This window comes from Bradyrhizobium sp. MI1.7 (assembly GCF_055811795.1).
This window is the reverse complement of record NZ_JBVVPO010000061.1, coordinates 30,417-47,888: the sequence shown is the minus strand read 5'-3', so window position 1 is coordinate 47,888 and position 17,472 is coordinate 30,417. Positions and strand designations below refer to the sequence as shown.

Sequence of the window (17,472 nt, the reverse complement as noted above, 5' to 3'; positions counted from 1 at the left end):
CCCCCCCCCCCCCCCCCCGCCCCGCCCCGCCCCCCCCCCGCGCCCCCCCCCGCCGCCGCCCCCCCCCCCCCCCGCCCCCCCCCCGCCCCCCCCCCCCCCGCCCCCCCCCCCCCCCCCCCCCCCCCCCCCCCCCCCCCCCCCCCCCCCCCTCTCCGCGAGTCCAACTATCACCGTCCCCGCGGAGAGTCCCCCTCACCCCAACCCTCTCCCCGCATCCGCCTTCGTCGAGGCTTCGGCGGACAAGAGCGGGGCGAGGGAGCCCAGTGTCTCCGTGGCTCCAGGTCACGCTACAAGAGATGACTCTCTAATATGCTCTCCTTCGTCGCTCAGCGTATCGTGAAGGGCGTGATCGTCCTGCTCGCGATCGTCGTTCTCAATTTCTGCCTGATCCGGCTTGCGCCCGGCGACCCCGCGGTCGTGATGGCGGGCGAGGCCGGTGCCAGTGACCAGGTCTTCGTCAAGCAGCTCCGGGAAAAGTTCGGCCTCGACAAGCCGCTGCCCGAGCAGCTCTTCATCTACGTCAAGGGCGTCGTCACGCTCGACCTCGGCTTCTCCTTCCGCCAGCAGGCGCCGGTCGTGAAGCTGATCGGCGAGCGGCTGCCGGCGACGCTGCTGCTGACACTGACCGCATTCGCGATCTCGCTCATGCTCGGCGTTCTCTTCGGCACCTTCGCCGCGCGCTTTGCCGGAACCTTCCTCGACACGGCCATCACCGTGTTCGCGCTGATCTTCTACGCCATGCCGATCTTCTGGGTGGCGCTGATGGGAATCCTCCTGTTCTCGGTCACCATGGATTGGCTGCCGAGCTTCGGCTACGAGACCGTCGGCGCCAACCTCACCGGCATTGCCCACGCAGTCGACGTCGCAAAGCACCTGATCATGCCGGCGATGACGCTCGGCCTGTTCTTCATGGCGACCTATACCCGCATGACGCGCGCTTCGATGCTGGAGGTGAAGCGCCTCGACTTCGTCAAGACCGCGCGCGCCAAGGGCCTTTCCGATGCCGTGATCCAGCGTCGCCACGTGCTGCGCAACGCGCTGCTGCCGGTCGTGACGCTGGCCGGTGTGCATTCCGGCACGCTGATCGGCGGCGCCGTCATCACCGAGACCGTATTCGCCTGGCCCGGCATCGGGCGTCTGATGTACGACGCGCTGCTCCAGCGCGACTACAACCTCCTGCTCGGCGTCTTCGTGATCTGCTCCGCCATGGTGCTGATCTTCAACCTCATCACCGACCTCGTCTACCGCCTGGTCGACCCGCGCATCGAATTCGCTTCATGAAACAGTTCTGGAAATCGATGCTGAAGAGCCCGAGCGGCGTCGTCGGGCTCGTCATCCTTGTCCTTGCGATCTCGATCGCGGTGTTCGGGCCGATGCTGTTCCCGAATTCACCCTGGCGCATGGTGCAGCGGCCGTTCCTGCCGCCCTTCACGCTCTCGACCGTGCCACTCGGCACCGACGCGCTCGGCCGCGACGTGTTCGCCGGCATGATCTTTGGCGCGCGCGTCTCGCTGCTGGTGGGTCTCGTCTCAACGCTGGTCGCGCTGGTCGTCGGCGTTCCCATTGGCGCCATGGCCGGCTATTTCGGCGGCAAGGTCGACGACGCCCTGATGCGCTTCACCGAGTTCTTCCAGACCATTCCGAGCTTTGCGCTCGCGATCGTGCTGGTCGCGATCCTCCAGCCCTCGATCTATTCGATCGTGGCCTCGATCGCGGTGGTGAGCTGGCCGCCGGTCGCCCGCCTCGTGCGCGGCGAGGTGCTGTCGCTGCGCACGCGCGAATATGTCCAGGCCGCGGTGGTCACGGGCCAGAGCAACACCTGGATCATCCTGCGCGAGATCCTGCCCAACGCGCTGTCGCCGGTGATCGTGCTGGCCTCGCTGATGGTGGCGACCGCCATCCTGCTGGAATCCTCGCTGGCGTTCCTCGGGCTCGGCGATCCCAATCTGATTTCCTGGGGCTACATGGTCGGCGCCGGCCGCACCGTGATCCGCCAGGCCTGGTGGATCACCGTGTTTCCCGGCGTCGCCATTCTGATCTCGGTGCTCGGGCTGAACCTGATCGGCGAAGGCCTCAACGACGCGCTCAATCCGCGCCTGTCGCGGGAGGGCCGCTGATGATGACCGCCCCGCCCGCCGTCTCGATCAAGAATCTGCGGATCGCGCTGCCCAAGGGCGCCGAGCGTCCGTTCGCGGTCGACGGCGTTTCGCTGGATTTGCGGCCCGGCAAGATCGTCTGCGTCGTCGGCGAATCCGGCTCCGGCAAGTCGATGTGCGCGCATGCGCTGATGGGCCTTCTGCCTGATACGGTCACCGTCACCTCCGGCGAGATCCAGTTCGAAGGCCGCGACCTGCTCAAGCTCGACGACGACGGCTGGCGCGATCTGCGCGGCCGCCGCCTCGCGATGATTTTTCAGGAGCCGATGACCGCGCTCAATCCGTTGATGCGGATCGGCGACCAGATGGCGGAGATGTTCGAGGCCCACGGCCTGCTGACGCCGAAGGAGCGGCGCGCCAAGGCCCTATCGCTGGCGCGCGAGGTCGGCCTGCCCGACCCCGAGCGCATTGTCCGCGCCTATCCGCACCAACTCTCCGGCGGCCAGCGCCAGCGCGCCATGATCGCGATGGCGCTCGCGCTCGAGCCCGCAGTGCTGGTCGCGGACGAGCCCACCACCGCGCTCGACGTCACCACGCAGGCGCAGATCCTGAAACTGATCCGCAACCTCCAGCGCAACCGCAACATGGCGGTGATGTTCATCACCCATGATTTCGGCGTGGTCGCCGACATCGCCGACCAGGTCGTGGTGCTCAGGCATGGCAAGGTCGTCGAGGAAGGCCCCGCTAGCTCCGTCTTCAACAATCCGCAGCATGACTACACCAAGGCGCTGCTCGCCGCCGTGCCGTCGATGGACCCGCCGGCGCGCGAGCCGCTCGATGACCAGGCCAGGGCCGTCGAGGTGATCGGGCTGGACAAGACCTACGTCACATCAGGCGGTTGGTTTCGCGACGACCGCCGCGTCGATGCCGCGCGCGAAGTCAACTTCAACATCCTCAAGGGCGAGACGCTCGGCCTCGTCGGCGAATCCGGCTCCGGCAAATCGTCGGTAGCGCGTCTGGTGATGCGACTGATCGAAGCCGACCGCGGCACGGTGCGGATCGGCGAGACCGATCTCACCTCGCTGTCGGGCAAGGCGCTCCGCGCCGAGCGCCATCGCATCCAGATGATCTTTCAGGATCCGTTCGCCTCGCTCAATCCGCGCCGCAAGGTCGGGCACATCATCGCCGACGGTCCGATCGCAGCCGGCATCGATCCGAAAGTGGCGTTCGACCGCGCCCGCGATCTCCTCAAGATGGTCGGACTGGACGCCGGCGCGCTCGACCGCTACCCGCATGAATTCTCCGGCGGCCAGCGTCAGCGCATCGGCATTGCGCGCGCGCTCGCGCTCGAACCCGAGATCATCGTCGCCGACGAAGCCGTCTCCGCGCTCGACGTCTCCGTGCAGGCGCAGGTGTTGCGACTGCTCGAAGACCTCAAGGCGCGCCTTGGCCTCTCGATGCTGTTCATCACCCACGATCTGCGCGTCGCGGCGCAAATCTGCGACCGCATCGCGGTGATGCAGCGCGGCGCCATCGTCGAATTGAAGCCGACCGCACAACTGTTCGCCGCGCCGGAGCACGCCTATACGCGCGAACTGCTGGCGGCGGTGCCCGGGCGGAAAGAGCCCGCGCCGGCGGCGTGAGTCGGCCGATCGCGGTTGCTACTTGCCCGGAGGGTTGGTGTTCTTCCAGGTGGGGACTGAGTTGGTCACGCCGACCGATGGTTGATTAGACGTTCCGACCGACGGCGCCGTGACGGTCCCGACGGTCTGTCCGGAGCTTCCATAGGTCGTGCCTTGCGTTGCTGGCGCTCCGGAAAGACCGCCCGTGTTGCCTTGGGTGCCCGCCGCAGACGTCTGCGCGCCTGCAGCGAATGGCGATGCCGCAAATCCGACCGCGATAAGTACCGCAATCGAGCGTCTCGTTCCTGTCATGGCTAATCCTTTCGGGCGCGGTGTCTCAGTCGCGTCGGCCGTTCGCTCGTCGAACCACTCGTGCACTGAGCAATCTTACAACTCCACGCGCGTGAAAATGTGCCGCAATACGATCACACTGCAGGGCCTGGCGCTCCATCACGATAGCGCGACGAGCAGCTCCAGCCGAACAGGGGCGCACGGGCGCACTCCCGGCGCATTGGCTCGCCGCCGCACGGAGGATGCTCGCATGTCGTGCCTTGCTTGCAGCGGTCCCGGGACGCAAGCAGCGCGCGCCGGCAACGTCAGGCCAGCGCATCAGCCAAGGTATTCCGCTCCTCTTCGGGCGACGGAACACTCACGGGCTTTTTATCCCTCGTGACCGGCCGCACAGATGCGAAACAGAGGCCGACACCCCAGATTCGCATGGAATGATTTCCATCATCTGATGATGGACTTCCGATCCATTGGAGCCGATATGGGCCAGGTTATTCAGTTTATCTCGAAATCCGAGCGCGAGCGCGTTCGCCTCATTCAGGAGGCACGCGCGATCTACGACAGCATTTTTCCGCCGGCTGATCCGAGCGGCGAGCCGCAGGGCAAGGCGACGATCGGTCGCGCGGCCAACGGCGACGCAGGAAATCTGGCGTGATCAAGATCATCGCTGTGCTCTGCAGCCTCTCCTCTCCGGCAAATTGTCACGAGCAGATCGTCACCACCTCGGACTTCGCCAACGTCTCGATGCAGTCCTGCCTGATGGGCGCGCCGCAGCTCGCCGAATGGATGAACCAGCATCCGGCCGAACGCCTGGCTGGATGGCGCTGCGTGTTCGGTCAACAGACCGGCAGGGGCGCCTGAGGCCACAGGCCGTCTGGTCGAGGACGGCGCCATCCAGTTGAACCGTGACGAGCATGCATCGCCAGGCTAGAATGGCGACGCTGCTTGGCAGAGGGGGACGCCGGATGGAGGTCGCCAGCCTCGTTCTTCCCGTGTTCGCAATCATCGTCACCGGCTGGCTTGCCGGCGAACTCGGTTATCTCTCCCGCTCGCTTGCGGACGCGCTGGTGCATTTTGCCTACAACGTGGCGATGCCGGCGCTGCTGATCGTCACGATCGCCCAGGAGCCGGCGCGCAACCTGCTGGAATGGCGCTTCCTGCTCGCGTTCGGCGGCGGCTCCCTCCTCTGCTTCGCGCTGGTCTTCCTGGCGGTCCGTGCGGACGGCAAGCACGACCTCGCCAGCAGCACGATCCATGGCATGGCGGCGGCCATGACCAATACCGGCTTCGTGGCGCTCCCGATCCTGCACGCGATCTACGGCCAGCCCGCCGTCTTGCCCGCCGCGGTGGCGACGGTGTTCGTCGCCGGCGTGATGTTTCCGCTCACGGTCATCCTGCTGGAAAGGGACGTGCGCAGCCCTGCCCATTCCGCCGGGCTGGTGAAGCAGATCCTGCTCAATCCGATGGTGCTGTCGACGCTGATCGGTCTCGTCTGGGCGATCACGGGCTTGCCGATTCCGGCGCCCGTCGCGGCCTATCTGAACATCATTGCCGCCGCGCTCACGCCCTGCGCACTGTTTGCCATCGGGCTTGGCCTGTCGGTCGACGGCCTGCGATCCAACCTGAAAGCATCGTTCGCGCTCGCGACCGTGAAGCTGGTGGTGATGCCGCTGATCGTCTACGGACTTTGCGTGGTCACTGGCCTCAACCCGCTCTACACGGTCGCCGCCGTCATATGCGCGGCCGTGCCGACGGCGAAGACCGTCTATGTGCTGGCGCACGAGCACAAGGTCGAGGAGAAGCTGGTCGCGGCCACCGTCTCGGTCACGACGATGCTGTCGGTCGCGACATTGCTGGTCGCGCTCTACCTGCTCTCAGGCCTCGCGCCGGGTGTGCGTTGACAGTCGCCGGCGCGCCTGGCGGCGTGTTCTCTATCTCGTGGTGTTGCTCCAGGTCGGCACCGAATTGGTCACGCCGACCGACGGCCAATTGTACGATCCGATCGAGGGCGCCGTGACTGTCCCGACCGTCTGTCCGGACGACCCGTAAGAGGTCCTGGGCTGCGCGACCGGCAATGCGGCGGCGCCATAGGTCGGGGCCACCACGCTCGTGCTGTAGTGATGCCGGCTCGGCCGGGCCTTCTTCGCTTCGGCTGCAAAAGGCGCGGCAAGCAGTCCGACAGTGATGAGTGCGGCAATGGCGGGTTTGATGCTTGTCATGGCGGTTCCCTTCATTGGCTGCGAGCCCATTGTGCCATGTGTTCATTCAACGCGGAATTTCCATGGGTACCCGTTCATAACTTCGTGCACGCCCGAATGTGCCTGACCCGGACACCGCTGCCGTGGTCATCGTCGCTTCGGACGACATGCCTTGCGGCCATGTCGCTCCTTGACTGTCGCGACGGAGTGCATCAGCGCCTTGAAGGCGACGATCGCCGGATCGTCAGCGAGCGCGTGGTCGGGCCGCGACTCCAGATGCTCGACCACGGCCAGCAGCGCGTCCGCGATCTGTCCGATCTGCTTGCCGTAACCGGCGACATCCGACAGCACGTCCTTCTCGACATCTGGCGCCGAGGATTGCCCCACCGTGATGTTGACGAGACCGAACTGGCCGCCGGTGGGACTGAAGAACGACGGATAAATGGACTGGACGACATCCCCCGACAGGGGCAGCTTGAACACAGGCATGCGATTTCGCCTCGCTGACGCTCGACCGGCATGGACACACTATCACGACCACTCGCCTTCGGATGGACCCGAATCAGCGCTAGTGCATTGCCTTCAGTGACTTCCCTGGACGCAAGCAGCATGACCGGCCCCGAACTGAAGCAGCTCCGCAACGACCTTTCCGATGCCCTCGAGCGCAAGCTCACCGCGGCCGACATGGCCAAGCTTTGCGGACTGCCGGAGAAGGGCGGCGCCGACACCATCCGGCGCTGGGAAGTGAGCGGGCCGACGCCGTCCGCAACCAAGGTGCTGCGCGTGCTGGCGATGGCGAGCGAGCGCTATCCGATCATGGAGAAGTTCGACGTCTTCGATCGCCACGACGTCCGCGAGGAAGACCGGCCTGCAAGGCGCGCGGCCTTCCGCGCGCAGATGCGCGATGAGGTACGGCGGCGGCTTGGTTAACGAGAGACGTGCGCAAGTTACCCGAGACGTGCGACGTTAAGCCTTCCTTCACCACTTCTTAAGCCGCCATTAAGCACGAAAATCATTTACAGCCCAATAAGTTAGGTTGGCTGTCGCTGTGCCACGGATGTGACAGCATTTTCGTCAAAAGCGAGCTATCTGCAAAACCAACGACGGCGCGGACAGCGCGTCTGCCGGGGACCAAAGTGCTGGAGTTCAAGACGATGAAGAAGATTTTGTTTGCGACCGTTGGGCTGCTCGTGGTGGGCGCTGCCGCGCCGGCCGTCGGCGCCGATCTCGGCAACCGCAACTATTACAAGGCGCCTGCGCCGGCCTATGCCGCGCCGATCTACAACTGGACGGGCTTCTATGTCGGCGGCCATGTCGGCGGCGCGTTCTCCAGCGACAACAATTTCAACGGCCTCTCCACCGGCAACAACGGCAACGGCCGTTTCCTCGGCGGCGTGCAGGTCGGTGCTGACTGGCAGTTCAACCCGAACTTCCTGGTCGGCGTCGAAGGCCAGTATTCCTGGCTCTCCGGCAGCGTCGGTGCGGCGTTCCCGGGCGGCGTCGCCTACAGCAACGACCAGCGTGGCCTCGGCTCGATCACCGGCCGCGTCGGCTACACCTGGGGTCCGGGCCTGCTCTACGTGAAGGGCGGCTACGCCTATTCGGACAACAACGAGAAGGTGACGATTGGCGGCGTGCCGACCGGCTTCATCATCGATGGCGATCACCGCAACGGCTACACCGTCGGCGCCGGCCTCGAATACATGTTCGCCCCGAACTGGTCGGCCAAGGCCGAGTACCAGTACTACAATTTCGGCGACGCACACTTCACCGCGGGCCCGCTGGTGGGCACCGGCAACTTCACGACCGACGACCACACCTTCAAGGCGGGCGTCAACTACCGCTTCAACTGGGCCAATTCGGCGGTCGCGCGCTACTGATCGCGCCTCAAAAATCTCTTCGCAATCAAGGGCCGGCAATTCTGCCGGCCCTTTCTTTTTTCGCTGTGCGGAACAGGCGCAACCGATTGTGCAACTTGCGATTTTTTAACCCGACCCAGGGATACTCCGCGGCGAAAATATAAAGATCACGCGTGGGGGAATTTCGATGGCGATCCGTCTGGGTGCTGGCCGTGTCCTTGGCCGTCTCAAGCCTCGTTTCAAGATGCCAAGGTGGGGCGTGCGCGGCAGCCTGTTCGCCGCCTTCGCATTGATCGCCGGCATGGGCCTCGTCATCGCAGCCGGCGCCGGCTTCGTGTTCAATCACCTCGGCGCGACCATGATGGATCTGAGCGGCCGCGACATCCCGCGCCTCTCCGCCAGCCTGCAGCTTGCCTCGCAAAGCGCGACGCTCGCGGCGCAAGGCCCGGGCCTGCTGGCATCGCCCTCCGACGAGGCGCTGAAGGAACGCACCAAGAGCGTGAAGGACATCCGGCAGCTCGCCATGGCCAAGCTCGGCGAGATCATCGAGCTCGGCGCCGACAAGCAGATCGCAACCGCGCTGCGCGACACCGCCAAGAGCATCGACGAGGCGACCCAGAGCCTGGTGTCGGCCGCGCGCGAGCGGCTCGAGACCGGCGCGCTGCATGACAAGCAGTATGAGGCGCTGCGCAACGCGCAGCTCACCTTCGTCGGCGCGGCCGGTCCTGCGATGCTGGACGCACAGACACGCTTGAACGCGATCCTCGGCGCGGCGGAAGTTTCCGCCGATGATGCGACTGAGGCCGCCCGCACCGTCTCCCAGGTCGCGACAATCTCCGCCAACGGCAATCTCATGGCCGCCGACATGATGGCGGCGCTGTCGGCCAACAATAGCGACACGCTGGAAGCGATCGAGAAGGAGTTCAAGGCGACGCGCGACCGCGTCAAGTCGAACCTCGAGGATCTCCCGAACATGCCCTCGATGCAGACGGTGCGCGACGCCGTGCAGAAGCTGTTCGCCTTCGGCGAGGGCAAGACCGGCGTGTTCAAGATCCGCCAGAAGGAGCTCGACGCCATCGACTACGGCCAGACCATTCTGGACGAGACCCGCAAGCTCAATGTCGGTCTCGGCATCAGCGTGCAGCAGCTCGTCGACGGCGTGCAGAAGGAGACCAACGCGTCGACCTTCCAGGCGCGCCAGGAGATCTCGCTCGCCACCACCGCGATGCTGGCGCTGGGCGCGCTGATGCTGGTCGGCTCGGCGCTGTTCGTCTGGCTCTATGTCGGCCGCAACATCCTGCGGCGGATCGGCGCGCTGCATCAGTCGATGCAGCTGCTCGCGAACGGCGACCTCGAGACCGAGATCTACCGCTCGAAGCACCACAATGACGAAATCTCGGTGATGGCGAACACGCTGCAGGTGTTCCGCGAGAGCATGATCGAGGCCCGCGCGATGTCGAGCGAGCAGGACAAGGACCGTGTCGCCAAGGCCGAGCGTGCCGCGCGCATGGAAGCGAAGATCGCCGAGTTCGAGGGCGCGGTACGCAACGCGCTCGACAATCTCGCGCAGTCGGCCAATTCGATGCAGTCCACCGCGCAGAGCATGTCGAACACCGCCGACCAGTCCAACGCACTGGTGAACGCGGTTGCCTCCGCCGCGGAGGAAACCTCGGTCAACGTGCAGACCGTGTCATCAGGCACCGAGCAGCTGTCGTCCTCGATCGAGGAGATCAGCAAGCAGGTCGTCACCTCGGCCGCGATCGCCAGGAAGGCGGTCGACGAGGCCGGCGCCACCGACACCACGGTGCAGAGCCTTGCCGACAGTGCGAGCCGCATCAGCGTCGTGGTCGACCTGATCCAGACCATCGCCTCGCAAACCAACCTGCTCGCACTCAACGCCACCATCGAGGCGGCGCGCGCGGGCGAAGCCGGCCGCGGCTTCGCAGTGGTCGCCTCCGAGGTGAAGAGCCTCGCGAGCCAGACCGCCAAGGCGACGGAAGAGATCCGCACCCAGATCGCCAGCATGCAGCAAGTCACCACCTCGGCGGTGGGCGCCATCCAGGGCATCGGCCGGATCATCGGCGAGATCAACGACGTGACGACGACGATCGCAGCCGCGGTCGAGGAACAGGGCGCGGCCACCCGCGAAATCGCCCGCAACATCCAGCATGCCGCCGGCGGCACCAGCGAGGTCTCCAGCAACATCATCGGCGTCTCCACGGCGTCCGCGGAAGCCGGCGCGGCGGCGAGCGAAGTGCTGGGCGCCTCCGACGCGCTCCGCCGCGAAGCCGACATGCTGCGCGGAGAGATCGACGCATTCCTCAACAACATGCGGGCGGCGTAAGCCGCCGGCCCGTAGCCCGGATGGAGCGCCGCGTAATCCGGGCTGCGGAAAACTGCAGGTATGACCGCCATGCGGAGACCACGGCCCGGCCTTTTTCGGCTGGCGCCCCGCGCCCGGCGGGTTTAAGCCGGTAGCATGAACCCGAAAACCGACACCGTGCAGTCCTCGGCCGAGGCCCTGCGCTATCCCTGGGAACAGCATCCCGGCCCCGAAGAGATCGTCGAGGTGCGTCCCGGCGTGTTGTGGGCGCGGCTGAAACTGCCGTTCCGCCTCAACCACGTGAACATCTACCTGCTCGCCGACGGCGACGGCTATGCCATGATCGATGCCGGCTTCGGCAACGAGGAGACGATCGAGGCCTGGACCAGACTGTTCGAGGGGCCGCTGAAGGGCGTCAACATCACGCGCCTGATCGTCACGCATTCGCACCCCGATCACGTCGGCCTCGCGGGCTGGATCGTCGAGCGGTTCAACTGCCCGCTGGTGATGACGCAGGTCGAATATCTGCAATCGGTCTACCACCAGAACCGCGGCACCGAGGAGCGGCGCGAAGCCCAGCGGCTGTTCTTCCGCCGCCACGGCATGGACGAGTCGCTCACCGAAAAGCTGCTCGGCCGCGGCCAGGATTATCTCAAGCGCGTCTCGGTGCTGCCGCCGTCCTACCGCCGCATCTCGCATGGCGACGAGGTCGTGATCGGCACGCGCCGCTTCAAGGTGATCACCGGCGGCGGGCACGCGCTCGACCAGGCGATGCTGTATTGCGCCGACGACAAGCTGTTCCTCTCCGCCGACCAGGTGCTGAGCAAGATCTCGCCCAATGTCAGCGTCTGGGCGGTCGAGCCCGACCAGAACTCGCTCGGCGAATATCTGGCCTCGCTCGCGAGCCTCACCACCACCCTGCCCTACGATCTGCTGGTGCTGCCCGGCCACGGCGTGCCGTTCTATGGTCTGAAGACCCGCATCAAGCAGCTCGCCGATCACCACGAGGAGCGCTGCCGCCTGATCGCGGAAGCCTGCAGCGAGGTGCCGCAGACCTCGCGCGCCCTGGTGCCTGTCGTGTTCAACAAGCACGTGCTTGACGAGCACCAGATGGGCTTTGCCGCCGGCGAACTCGTTGCGCACGTCAATTACATGATCGTCGAGGGCCGGCTGACGGCGGAGACGAAAGACGGCGTGCTCCAGTTCCGGACGACGTGAGCCACGGCGTCATGGCCGGGCTTGTCCCGGCCATCCACGTTCTTTCGAGAAGAAACGAGTTCGCGGATGCCCGGGACAAGCCCGGGCATGACGAGTTTGTGGAAGCGGCTCACTTCATATTTGCGATCGCGTGCATCGCCGCGACGTAGCCGAACGGGCCGAGCCCGCAGATCACACCGGTTGCCACGAACGAGATCTTCGAATGCCGGTGATATTCGTCGCGGGCATGGATGTTGGAGATGTGGACCTCCAGCACCGGGCCTTCGAATGTCTTGATCGCGTCCATGATCGAGACCGAGGTGAAGGAAAGACCGGCCGGATTGATGACGATCGCATCGGCATCCTGCCGCGCCGACTGGATCAGATCGACCAGCACGCCTTCATGGTTGGACTGGTGGAAGGCGAGCTTGAGCCCGAGCTTGGCAGCCGCTTCCTCGCAGCTTGCGTTGACCTGGTCGAGCGTGGTCGTGCCGTAGATGTGCGGCTCGCGGATGCCGAGCATGTTGAGGTTGGGACCGTTGAGGATCATCACGCGCTTCATGGACAGGTCCTTCTAGAAGTTAGCCACCGAACCATTTGGCCGGGCCGGTGACGAGAACGGGAAACAGCGTCAGCAAGGCTAGCACGACGAGCTGCGCGATCATGAAGGGCCAGACGCCCCGGATCAGATCATCCATCGAGACGCGGGCAACGCCACAGACGACGTTGAGCACGACGCCGACCGGCGGCGTGATCAGGCCGATCGCGTTGTTGATGATGAAGAGCACGCCGAAATAGACGGGGTCGATGCCGGCCTGCTTGACGATCGGCATCAGGATCGGCGTCAGGATCAGGATCGTCGGCGTCATGTCCAGCGCGGTGCCGACGATGACGACGATGATCATCAGAACGAAGGTGAGGAGGGTCTTGTTGCCCGCGAACGGTTGCACGAGCGCCACGATCTGGTCGGAGATCTCGGCAACCGTGATCAGCCAGGACGATACCAGCGCCGCGGCGACGAGGAACATCACGACAGCCGTGGTCTGCGCGGTCGAGACCAGCAGCGCCGGCAATTGTGCCGGCCTGAGCTCGCGATAGACGCCCATCGCCACCACCAGCGAGTAGACGGCGACGACGACGGCCGCTTCCGTCGGCGTGAAGATGCCGAAGCGCAGGCCGAAAATGATGATCATCGGCAGCATCAGGGCCCAGAAGCCGTCGATCAGCGCGCGCCAGATCTCAGTGAAACTCTTGCGCGGCAGGCGCGCCGGATTCTCCTTGCGCACCACCCACCACCAGGCAAAGCACAGGCCGACGCCGAGCAGCAGGCCCGGCACGATGCCGGCCAGAAACAGCTTCGAGATCGAGACATTGGCGGCGACGCCGAAAATGACGAAACCGATCGACGGAGGAATGACGGGCGCGATGATCCCGCCGGCAGCGACGAGGCCAGCCGCACTGGCGCGATTGTGGCCGGCGGCGGCCATCATCGGCACCAGGAGCGCACCGAGCGCCGCGGCGTCCGCGACCGCCGAGCCCGAGAGTGAGGCCAGAATGCATGACGTCAGGATCGCGACATAGCCGAGCCCGCCGCGGAAATGGCCGACCAGCGCGATCGCGAAGTTGAGGATGCGGCGCGCCAGCCCGCCGGTGTTCATGACTTCGCCGGCGAGGATGAAGAACGGCACCGCCATCAGCGGGAAGGAATCGACGCCGTTGATAACGTTCTGCGCGATGATCTGGGAATCGAACATCGCCAGATAGGTCATCAGCGCGATGCCACAGATGATCAGCGCAAACGCAATCGGCATCCCGATCGCCATGGCGCCGAGCAGCGAGAAGGTGAAGACGGCGACAGTCATGCCTGCTGCTTTCCGCTCGCGGCGCCAGGAGAATGCGGGAGCTCCTCGGACTCGCTGATGGCGATCAGATCGGCATCGGCGACCTGCCCGGTCACGAGCCGATAGAGCTCGTGCACGATGATCACGCAGGAGGAGGCGCCGAACACGATCCCGGCAGCGTAGAACAGGCCGACCGAGAGCCCCGAGGCGGGCGCCACCGTATCCCAGTTCAGCACCGTCTGCTTCCAGGAGCCCTCCGTCAGCAGCACGGAGGCATAGAGCATCAGCGCGTGGCTGAGGCCGTAGCAGACCTTGCGGCCGAACGGCGACAGCACCTTGACGAGGCTATCGACGCCGAGATGGGCATGCTCCTTCAGGCCGATGATCGCACCCAGAAACACCATCCACACGAACAGCCAGCGCGACAGCTCTTCCGAGATCGCAATCCCGGAATTGAAGCCGTAGCGCAGCACGACGTTGCCGAACACCAGCACCACCATGGCGGCGAGCAGCACCGCGATCACCGCGCGGAGCAGCCAGAAATAGGCGTCGACCATCGTTTTCATCATGTCCGTCCTGCTGCGCGTCGGCTTACGGCTTCAGCGCGTGCACGCGGTCGAGTTCACTGTTGAACAGCTTGACGATGGCGGGGTCGTAGTCGGCCGAGAATTTTTCCGCGATCGGCTTGGTCTTCTCGCGCATGCGATCGAGCTCGGCGGGTGCGATCTCGTTGACGGCCATGCCCTTGGCCTTGAGCTCGTCGATCGCGGCAGCGGCCTGCTCGCGGCTGACCTTGCGCTGGTAGTCGCGTGCCTCGATCGCCGCGTCCTGCAAAATCTTCTGCTCGTCGGGCGAAAGACCGTCCCAGAATTTCTTGCTGATCAGGATGATATTGGTCGAATAGGTATGATTGGTGACGCTGAGATATTTCTGCACCTCGAAGAACTTGTTCGACAGGATCACGGAGAACGGGTTCTCCTGGCCGTCGACGGTGCCCGTCTCCAGCGCGCTGTAGAGCTCCGAGAAACTCATCGGCACCGGGTTGGCGTTGAAGGCCTTGAAGGTCTCCAGATAGACCGGGTTCGGGATCACACGGATCTTGATGCCGCCGAGGTCCTCGCCCTTGGTGATGGCACGCTTGCTGTTGGTGACGTTGCGGAAGCCGAGATCCCAATAAGCGAGACCAACCAGCCCCTTCTCGGGCAGCTTTGCCAGCAGCGCCGCGCCGAGCGGACCATCGAGCAGGGCGTCGGCCTGCTGCGGCGTCGAGACGATGAAGGGGAAATCGATCAGGCCGTAATCCTTGACGATGCCGACCAGCGACGTCGTCGCCGGCGACTGCATCTCCTGGGTGCCGGCGCGCAGCGCCGATTGCTGCTGCATCTCGCTCCCCAGCTGGTTGGCCGGATATTCGCGCACCCTGAGCTTGCCGCCGCTCTTGGCCGCGACGATCTCGGCGAATTTCTGCACGCCTTTGCTGACGGGATGGTCGGTGTTGTTGAGGTGCCCCCAGCGGATGGTGCGCTCCTGAATGGCCTGCGCCGAGGCCGGCCCCATCGTGCCCAAGGCGACCGCGCCGATCGCCGCCACCAAAGCCAGACCTTTGAACCGAACGGGCATCGCCCCCTCCCCTGTTGATCTCGTTCTTAGGGGCGGGAACGTCTTATATGACGAATTATAAATCAACCTATATTTTTGATTTTATATGATGTTACAAGAAACGCTTGATAAAGTTACGAAATTTGGCAAAACGCAAGTCCAAAGCGCTAGGATGAGGCATGGACACCCTTCCCGACACGACCGCCGAGACGGTGGGCGACAGCGCCTATCGCCGCATCCGCACCGACCTGATCTTCGGCAAGCTGACGCCGGGGCAGAAGCTGAAGCTCGAGCGGATGAGCGGCGCCTATGGCACCAGCATCTCGACGCTGCGCGAGACGCTGAACCGGCTGTGCTCGGAAGGTTTTGTCGTCGCCGAAGGCCAGCGCGGCTTCGAGGTCGCGCCGATCTCGGCGACCGAATTCCAGGAGATCGCGGAGCTGCGCGAGCTGCTCGAGAGCCACATGATCGAGAAGTCGTTCGCGGCCGGCGATCTCGACTGGGAAGCGCACATCGTCTCGGCGCATCACAAGCTCGCGGCGATGGAGCGGTTGCTACTGTCAGGCGAGCGATCCGATGCGGAGAGCTGGAAACAGTGCGATTTCCAGTTTCATCGCGCGCTCGTCGCGGCCTGCGGCTCGAAGGTGCTGCTCGATGCGCATGCCGCGGTCTATGACCGCTATCTGCGCTACCAGATGATCGCCGTGGTGTTCCGCGGCGAGATGGCGGCTTCCGAGCATCGCGAGCTGAAAGAGCTGGCGCTGAAGCGCGACGCCAAGGGCGCGAACAAGGTGCTGCACACCCACATCCATGATTGTGTGGCGCATGCCTTGCGCAATTCGGATTGGTTAAAGCCGGTGGCCGCCGTCAAGGACGCGCGGAGCGAGCCGCGCAGGAAGGCCAAGGCCGGGTAGACCCGCACCGCCGCCAATGGTGCAAAGCAACATTGCCTCTCGCGCGAACTTGATCGGGATCAAGTTTCAAATCGCACGATAGGGCATTTTGCCCAAATGCTCCCCATGCCCAAATGTGGGATAGCGCATAGACTCTAGAGCTGGAAAAGCTCTAAGAAGATGCGCCCTTTTTGGTCAGTTCCGTCTTAGGTTTTGCCGATGGATTACGCCCAGTTCTTCAATACCGCCCTCGATCGTCTCCACACCGAGCGGCGCTACCGCGTGTTCGCCGATCTCGAACGCATCGCCGGCCGGTTCCCGCATGCGCTCTGGCACTCGCCGAAGGGCAAACGCGACGTCGTGATCTGGTGCTCCAACGATTATCTCGGCATGGGCCAGCACCCGAAGGTGGTCGGCGCCATGGTCGAAACCGCGACCCGCGTCGGCACCGGCGCAGGCGGCACCCGCAACATCGCCGGCACCCATCATCCGCTGGTGCAGCTCGAGGCCGAGCTCGCCGATCTCCACGGCAAGGAAGCGTCGCTGCTGTTCACCTCGGGCTATGTCTCGAACCAGACCGGCATCGCGACCATCGCGAAGCTCATTCCGAACTGCCTGATCCTGTCGGACGAGCTCAACCACAATTCGATGATCGAGGGCATCCGCCAGTCCGGCTGCGAGCGCGTCGTGTTCCGCCACAACGACCTCGCCGACCTCGAAGAGAAGTTGAAGGCCGCAGGTCCGAACCGGCCGAAGCTGATCGCCTGCGAAAGCCTCTATTCGATGGACGGCGACGTCGCCCCGCTCGCCAAGATCTGCGATCTCGCCGAGAAATATGGCGCGATGACCTATGTCGACGAGGTCCATGCCGTCGGCATGTACGGCCCGCGCGGCGGCGGCATCGCCGAGCGTGACGGCGTCATGCATCGCATCGACATTCTCGAAGGTACGCTGGCCAAGGCGTTCGGCTGCCTCGGCGGCTATATCGCCGCCAACGGCCAGATCATCGACGCCGTGCGCTCCTACGCGCCGGGCTTCATCTTCACCACCGCGCTGCCGCCGGCGATCTGCTCGGCCGCGACCGCCGCGATCAAGCATCTGAAGACCTCGAACTGGGAGCGCGAGCGCCACCAGGACCGCGCCGCCCGCGTCAAGGCGATCCTCAACGCCGCCGGCCTGCCTGTGATGTCGAGCGACACCCATATCGTGCCGCTGTTCATCGGCGATGCCGAGAAGTGCAAACAGGCATCCGACCTGCTGCTGGAACAGCACGGCATCTACATTCAGCCGATCAACTATCCGACGGTGGCCAAGGGCACCGAACGCCTGCGCATCACGCCCTCGCCCTATCACGACGACGGCTTGATCGATCAGCTCGCCGAAGCGCTCCTGCAGGTGTGGGACCGCCTCGGTCTGCCGCTCAAGCAAAAGTCGCTGGCGGCGGAGTAGGCGTTTCTCCACCCTCCCCTGGAGGGGGAGGGTCGGCTCACATTGAGCGCAGCGAAATGGGAGACGGGGTGGGGTGACAGTCTCTCCACCTCTGACGCTGCTCGTGT

19 protein-coding genes are annotated in these 17,472 nt (G+C 64.8%); 12 read left to right on the top strand and 7 right to left on the bottom strand.

The genetic code is table 11. From position 1 onward, the window contains the following. Positions 1–309 precede the first annotated feature (309 nt). From AC0L3X_RS36500 to AC0L3X_RS36490, 3 genes are read left to right on the top strand one after another with little or no spacing between them, the layout of a single operon-like run. Positions 310–1,281 carry an ABC transporter permease gene (locus tag AC0L3X_RS36500; protein WP_063980795.1) on the top strand — a complete coding sequence of 324 codons (972 nt, stop codon included), beginning with the start codon at positions 310–312 and terminating at the stop codon, positions 1,279–1,281. Continuing rightward, entirely contained in the window at positions 1,278–2,117 is an 840-nt protein-coding gene (locus AC0L3X_RS36495; protein ID WP_028148686.1) for an ABC transporter permease, read from the top strand. The genes AC0L3X_RS36500 and AC0L3X_RS36495 overlap by 4 nt, the downstream gene beginning before the upstream one ends. A 2-nt stretch (positions 2,118–2,119) precedes the next feature. After that, the gene (locus tag AC0L3X_RS36490; protein WP_063986057.1) at positions 2,120–3,739 is read left to right on the top strand and encodes an ABC transporter ATP-binding protein; all 1,620 of its coding nucleotides are present in this window, start codon (positions 2,120–2,122) and stop codon (positions 3,737–3,739) included. Between the two features lie 18 nt (positions 3,740–3,757). On the opposite strand, the gene AC0L3X_RS36485 is transcribed toward AC0L3X_RS36490, so the two are convergent. Further along, the gene (locus tag AC0L3X_RS36485) at positions 3,758–4,030 is read right to left on the bottom strand and encodes a hypothetical protein (protein ID WP_084794951.1); all 273 of its coding nucleotides are present in this window, start codon (positions 4,028–4,030) and stop codon (positions 3,758–3,760) included. 457 nt (positions 4,031–4,487) lie between these two features. Between AC0L3X_RS36485 and AC0L3X_RS36480 the strand changes: the two genes are divergently transcribed. From AC0L3X_RS36480 to AC0L3X_RS36470, 3 genes are all read left to right on the top strand, one after another. Beyond that, the gene (locus AC0L3X_RS36480) at positions 4,488–4,661 is read left to right on the top strand and encodes a hypothetical protein (protein WP_187387912.1); all 174 of its coding nucleotides are present in this window, start codon (positions 4,488–4,490) and stop codon (positions 4,659–4,661) included. After that, entirely contained in the window at positions 4,658–4,867 is a 210-nt protein-coding gene (locus AC0L3X_RS36475) for a hypothetical protein (RefSeq protein WP_028148688.1), read from the top strand. Before AC0L3X_RS36480 ends, AC0L3X_RS36475 begins: the two co-directional genes overlap by 4 nt. Before the next feature lie 104 nt (positions 4,868–4,971). Continuing rightward, positions 4,972–5,907, top strand: a complete 936-nt coding sequence (locus tag AC0L3X_RS36470) for an AEC family transporter (RefSeq protein ID WP_063980792.1) — start codon at positions 4,972–4,974, stop codon at positions 5,905–5,907. A 30-nt stretch (positions 5,908–5,937) separates the two neighbouring features. Here the strand turns inward: AC0L3X_RS36470 and AC0L3X_RS36465 are convergent, their stop codons facing one another. Beyond that, complete coding sequence (locus AC0L3X_RS36465; protein ID WP_063986056.1) at positions 5,938–6,225, bottom strand: hypothetical protein; 288 nt, start codon at positions 6,223–6,225, stop codon at positions 5,938–5,940. 126 nt (positions 6,226–6,351) lie between these two features. Beyond that, positions 6,352–6,693, bottom strand: coding sequence for a hypothetical protein (locus AC0L3X_RS36460; RefSeq protein WP_063980791.1), 342 nt, complete (start codon positions 6,691–6,693; stop codon positions 6,352–6,354). A gap of 120 nt (positions 6,694–6,813) precedes the next feature. On the opposite strand from AC0L3X_RS36460, the gene AC0L3X_RS36455 reads away from it, so the two are divergent. The 4 genes from AC0L3X_RS36455 (at position 6,814) to AC0L3X_RS36440 (ending at position 11,604) form a co-directional block, all read left to right on the top strand. Further along, positions 6,814–7,134, top strand: coding sequence for a helix-turn-helix domain-containing protein (locus AC0L3X_RS36455; protein WP_063980790.1), 321 nt, complete (start codon positions 6,814–6,816; stop codon positions 7,132–7,134). 224 nt (positions 7,135–7,358) lie between these two features. Next, positions 7,359–8,084 carry an outer membrane protein gene (locus AC0L3X_RS36450; protein ID WP_063986055.1) on the top strand — a complete coding sequence of 242 codons (726 nt, stop codon included), beginning with the start codon at positions 7,359–7,361 and terminating at the stop codon, positions 8,082–8,084. A gap of 166 nt (positions 8,085–8,250) precedes the next feature. Then, positions 8,251–10,407, top strand: coding sequence for a methyl-accepting chemotaxis protein (locus AC0L3X_RS36445; RefSeq protein WP_354131619.1), 2,157 nt, complete (start codon positions 8,251–8,253; stop codon positions 10,405–10,407). Between the two features lie 135 nt (positions 10,408–10,542). Next, on the top strand, positions 10,543–11,604 hold the full coding sequence (locus AC0L3X_RS36440) for an MBL fold metallo-hydrolase (RefSeq protein ID WP_231143827.1): 1,062 nt from the start codon (positions 10,543–10,545) through the stop codon (positions 11,602–11,604). A gap of 109 nt (positions 11,605–11,713) precedes the next feature. Here AC0L3X_RS36440 and aroQ read toward each other — a convergent pair whose 3' ends face one another. Genes aroQ through AC0L3X_RS36420 form a run of 4 tightly spaced genes read right to left on the bottom strand, consistent with a single transcriptional unit; the run spans position 11,714 to position 15,044 of the window. Further along, complete coding sequence (aroQ, locus tag AC0L3X_RS36435; RefSeq protein WP_063980787.1) at positions 11,714–12,145, bottom strand: type II 3-dehydroquinate dehydratase; 432 nt, start codon at positions 12,143–12,145, stop codon at positions 11,714–11,716. A 19-nt stretch (positions 12,146–12,164) separates the two neighbouring features. After that, positions 12,165–13,445 carry a TRAP transporter large permease gene (locus AC0L3X_RS36430; RefSeq protein ID WP_063980786.1) on the bottom strand — a complete coding sequence of 427 codons (1,281 nt, stop codon included), beginning with the start codon at positions 13,443–13,445 and terminating at the stop codon, positions 12,165–12,167. After that, complete coding sequence (locus AC0L3X_RS36425) at positions 13,442–13,990, bottom strand: TRAP transporter small permease (RefSeq protein ID WP_063986054.1); 549 nt, start codon at positions 13,988–13,990, stop codon at positions 13,442–13,444. Before AC0L3X_RS36425 ends, AC0L3X_RS36430 begins: the two co-directional genes overlap by 4 nt. Positions 13,991–14,015: 25 nt before the next feature. Next, a complete protein-coding gene (locus tag AC0L3X_RS36420) occupies positions 14,016–15,044 on the bottom strand; it encodes a TRAP transporter substrate-binding protein (protein ID WP_063980785.1) in 1,029 nt (342 codons plus the stop codon). A gap of 158 nt (positions 15,045–15,202) precedes the next feature. Here AC0L3X_RS36420 and AC0L3X_RS36415 point away from each other — a divergent pair, with 158 nt between their 5' ends. Both AC0L3X_RS36415 and hemA read left to right on the top strand, forming a co-directional pair. Beyond that, positions 15,203–15,937, top strand: coding sequence for a GntR family transcriptional regulator (locus tag AC0L3X_RS36415; protein WP_063980784.1), 735 nt, complete (start codon positions 15,203–15,205; stop codon positions 15,935–15,937). A gap of 198 nt (positions 15,938–16,135) precedes the next feature. Beyond that, the gene (gene hemA, locus AC0L3X_RS36410) at positions 16,136–17,365 is read left to right on the top strand and encodes a 5-aminolevulinate synthase (protein ID WP_028148697.1); all 1,230 of its coding nucleotides are present in this window, start codon (positions 16,136–16,138) and stop codon (positions 17,363–17,365) included. Positions 17,366–17,472: the final 107 nt, after the last annotated feature.

Bases quoted from the DNA above. Each gene is read 5' to 3' on its own strand.
- AC0L3X_RS36500 (WP_063980795.1), top strand. From the start codon at position 310: ATGCTCTCCTTCGTCGCTCAGCGTATCGTGAAGGGCGTGATCGTCCTG.
- AC0L3X_RS36495 (WP_028148686.1), top strand. From the start codon at position 1,278: ATGAAACAGTTCTGGAAATCGATGCTGAAGAGCCCGAGCGGCGTCGTC.
- AC0L3X_RS36490 (WP_063986057.1), top strand. From the start codon at position 2,120: ATGACCGCCCCGCCCGCCGTCTCGATCAAGAATCTGCGGATCGCGCTG.
- AC0L3X_RS36485 (WP_084794951.1), bottom strand. From the start codon at position 4,030: ATGACAGGAACGAGACGCTCGATTGCGGTACTTATCGCGGTCGGATTT.
- AC0L3X_RS36480 (WP_187387912.1), top strand. From the start codon at position 4,488: ATGGGCCAGGTTATTCAGTTTATCTCGAAATCCGAGCGCGAGCGCGTT.
- AC0L3X_RS36470 (WP_063980792.1), top strand. From the start codon at position 4,972: ATGGAGGTCGCCAGCCTCGTTCTTCCCGTGTTCGCAATCATCGTCACC.
- AC0L3X_RS36465 (WP_063986056.1), bottom strand. From the start codon at position 6,225: ATGACAAGCATCAAACCCGCCATTGCCGCACTCATCACTGTCGGACTG.
- AC0L3X_RS36460 (WP_063980791.1), bottom strand. From the start codon at position 6,693: ATGCCTGTGTTCAAGCTGCCCCTGTCGGGGGATGTCGTCCAGTCCATT.
- AC0L3X_RS36455 (WP_063980790.1), top strand. From the start codon at position 6,814: ATGACCGGCCCCGAACTGAAGCAGCTCCGCAACGACCTTTCCGATGCC.
- AC0L3X_RS36450 (WP_063986055.1), top strand. From the start codon at position 7,359: ATGAAGAAGATTTTGTTTGCGACCGTTGGGCTGCTCGTGGTGGGCGCT.
- AC0L3X_RS36445 (WP_354131619.1), top strand. From the start codon at position 8,251: ATGGCGATCCGTCTGGGTGCTGGCCGTGTCCTTGGCCGTCTCAAGCCT.
- AC0L3X_RS36440 (WP_231143827.1), top strand. From the start codon at position 10,543: ATGAACCCGAAAACCGACACCGTGCAGTCCTCGGCCGAGGCCCTGCGC.
- aroQ (WP_063980787.1), bottom strand. From the start codon at position 12,145: ATGAAGCGCGTGATGATCCTCAACGGTCCCAACCTCAACATGCTCGGC.
- AC0L3X_RS36430 (WP_063980786.1), bottom strand. From the start codon at position 13,445: ATGACTGTCGCCGTCTTCACCTTCTCGCTGCTCGGCGCCATGGCGATC.
- AC0L3X_RS36425 (WP_063986054.1), bottom strand. From the start codon at position 13,990: ATGAAAACGATGGTCGACGCCTATTTCTGGCTGCTCCGCGCGGTGATC.
- AC0L3X_RS36420 (WP_063980785.1), bottom strand. From the start codon at position 15,044: ATGCCCGTTCGGTTCAAAGGTCTGGCTTTGGTGGCGGCGATCGGCGCG.
- AC0L3X_RS36415 (WP_063980784.1), top strand. From the start codon at position 15,203: ATGGACACCCTTCCCGACACGACCGCCGAGACGGTGGGCGACAGCGCC.
- hemA (WP_028148697.1), top strand. From the start codon at position 16,136: ATGGATTACGCCCAGTTCTTCAATACCGCCCTCGATCGTCTCCACACC.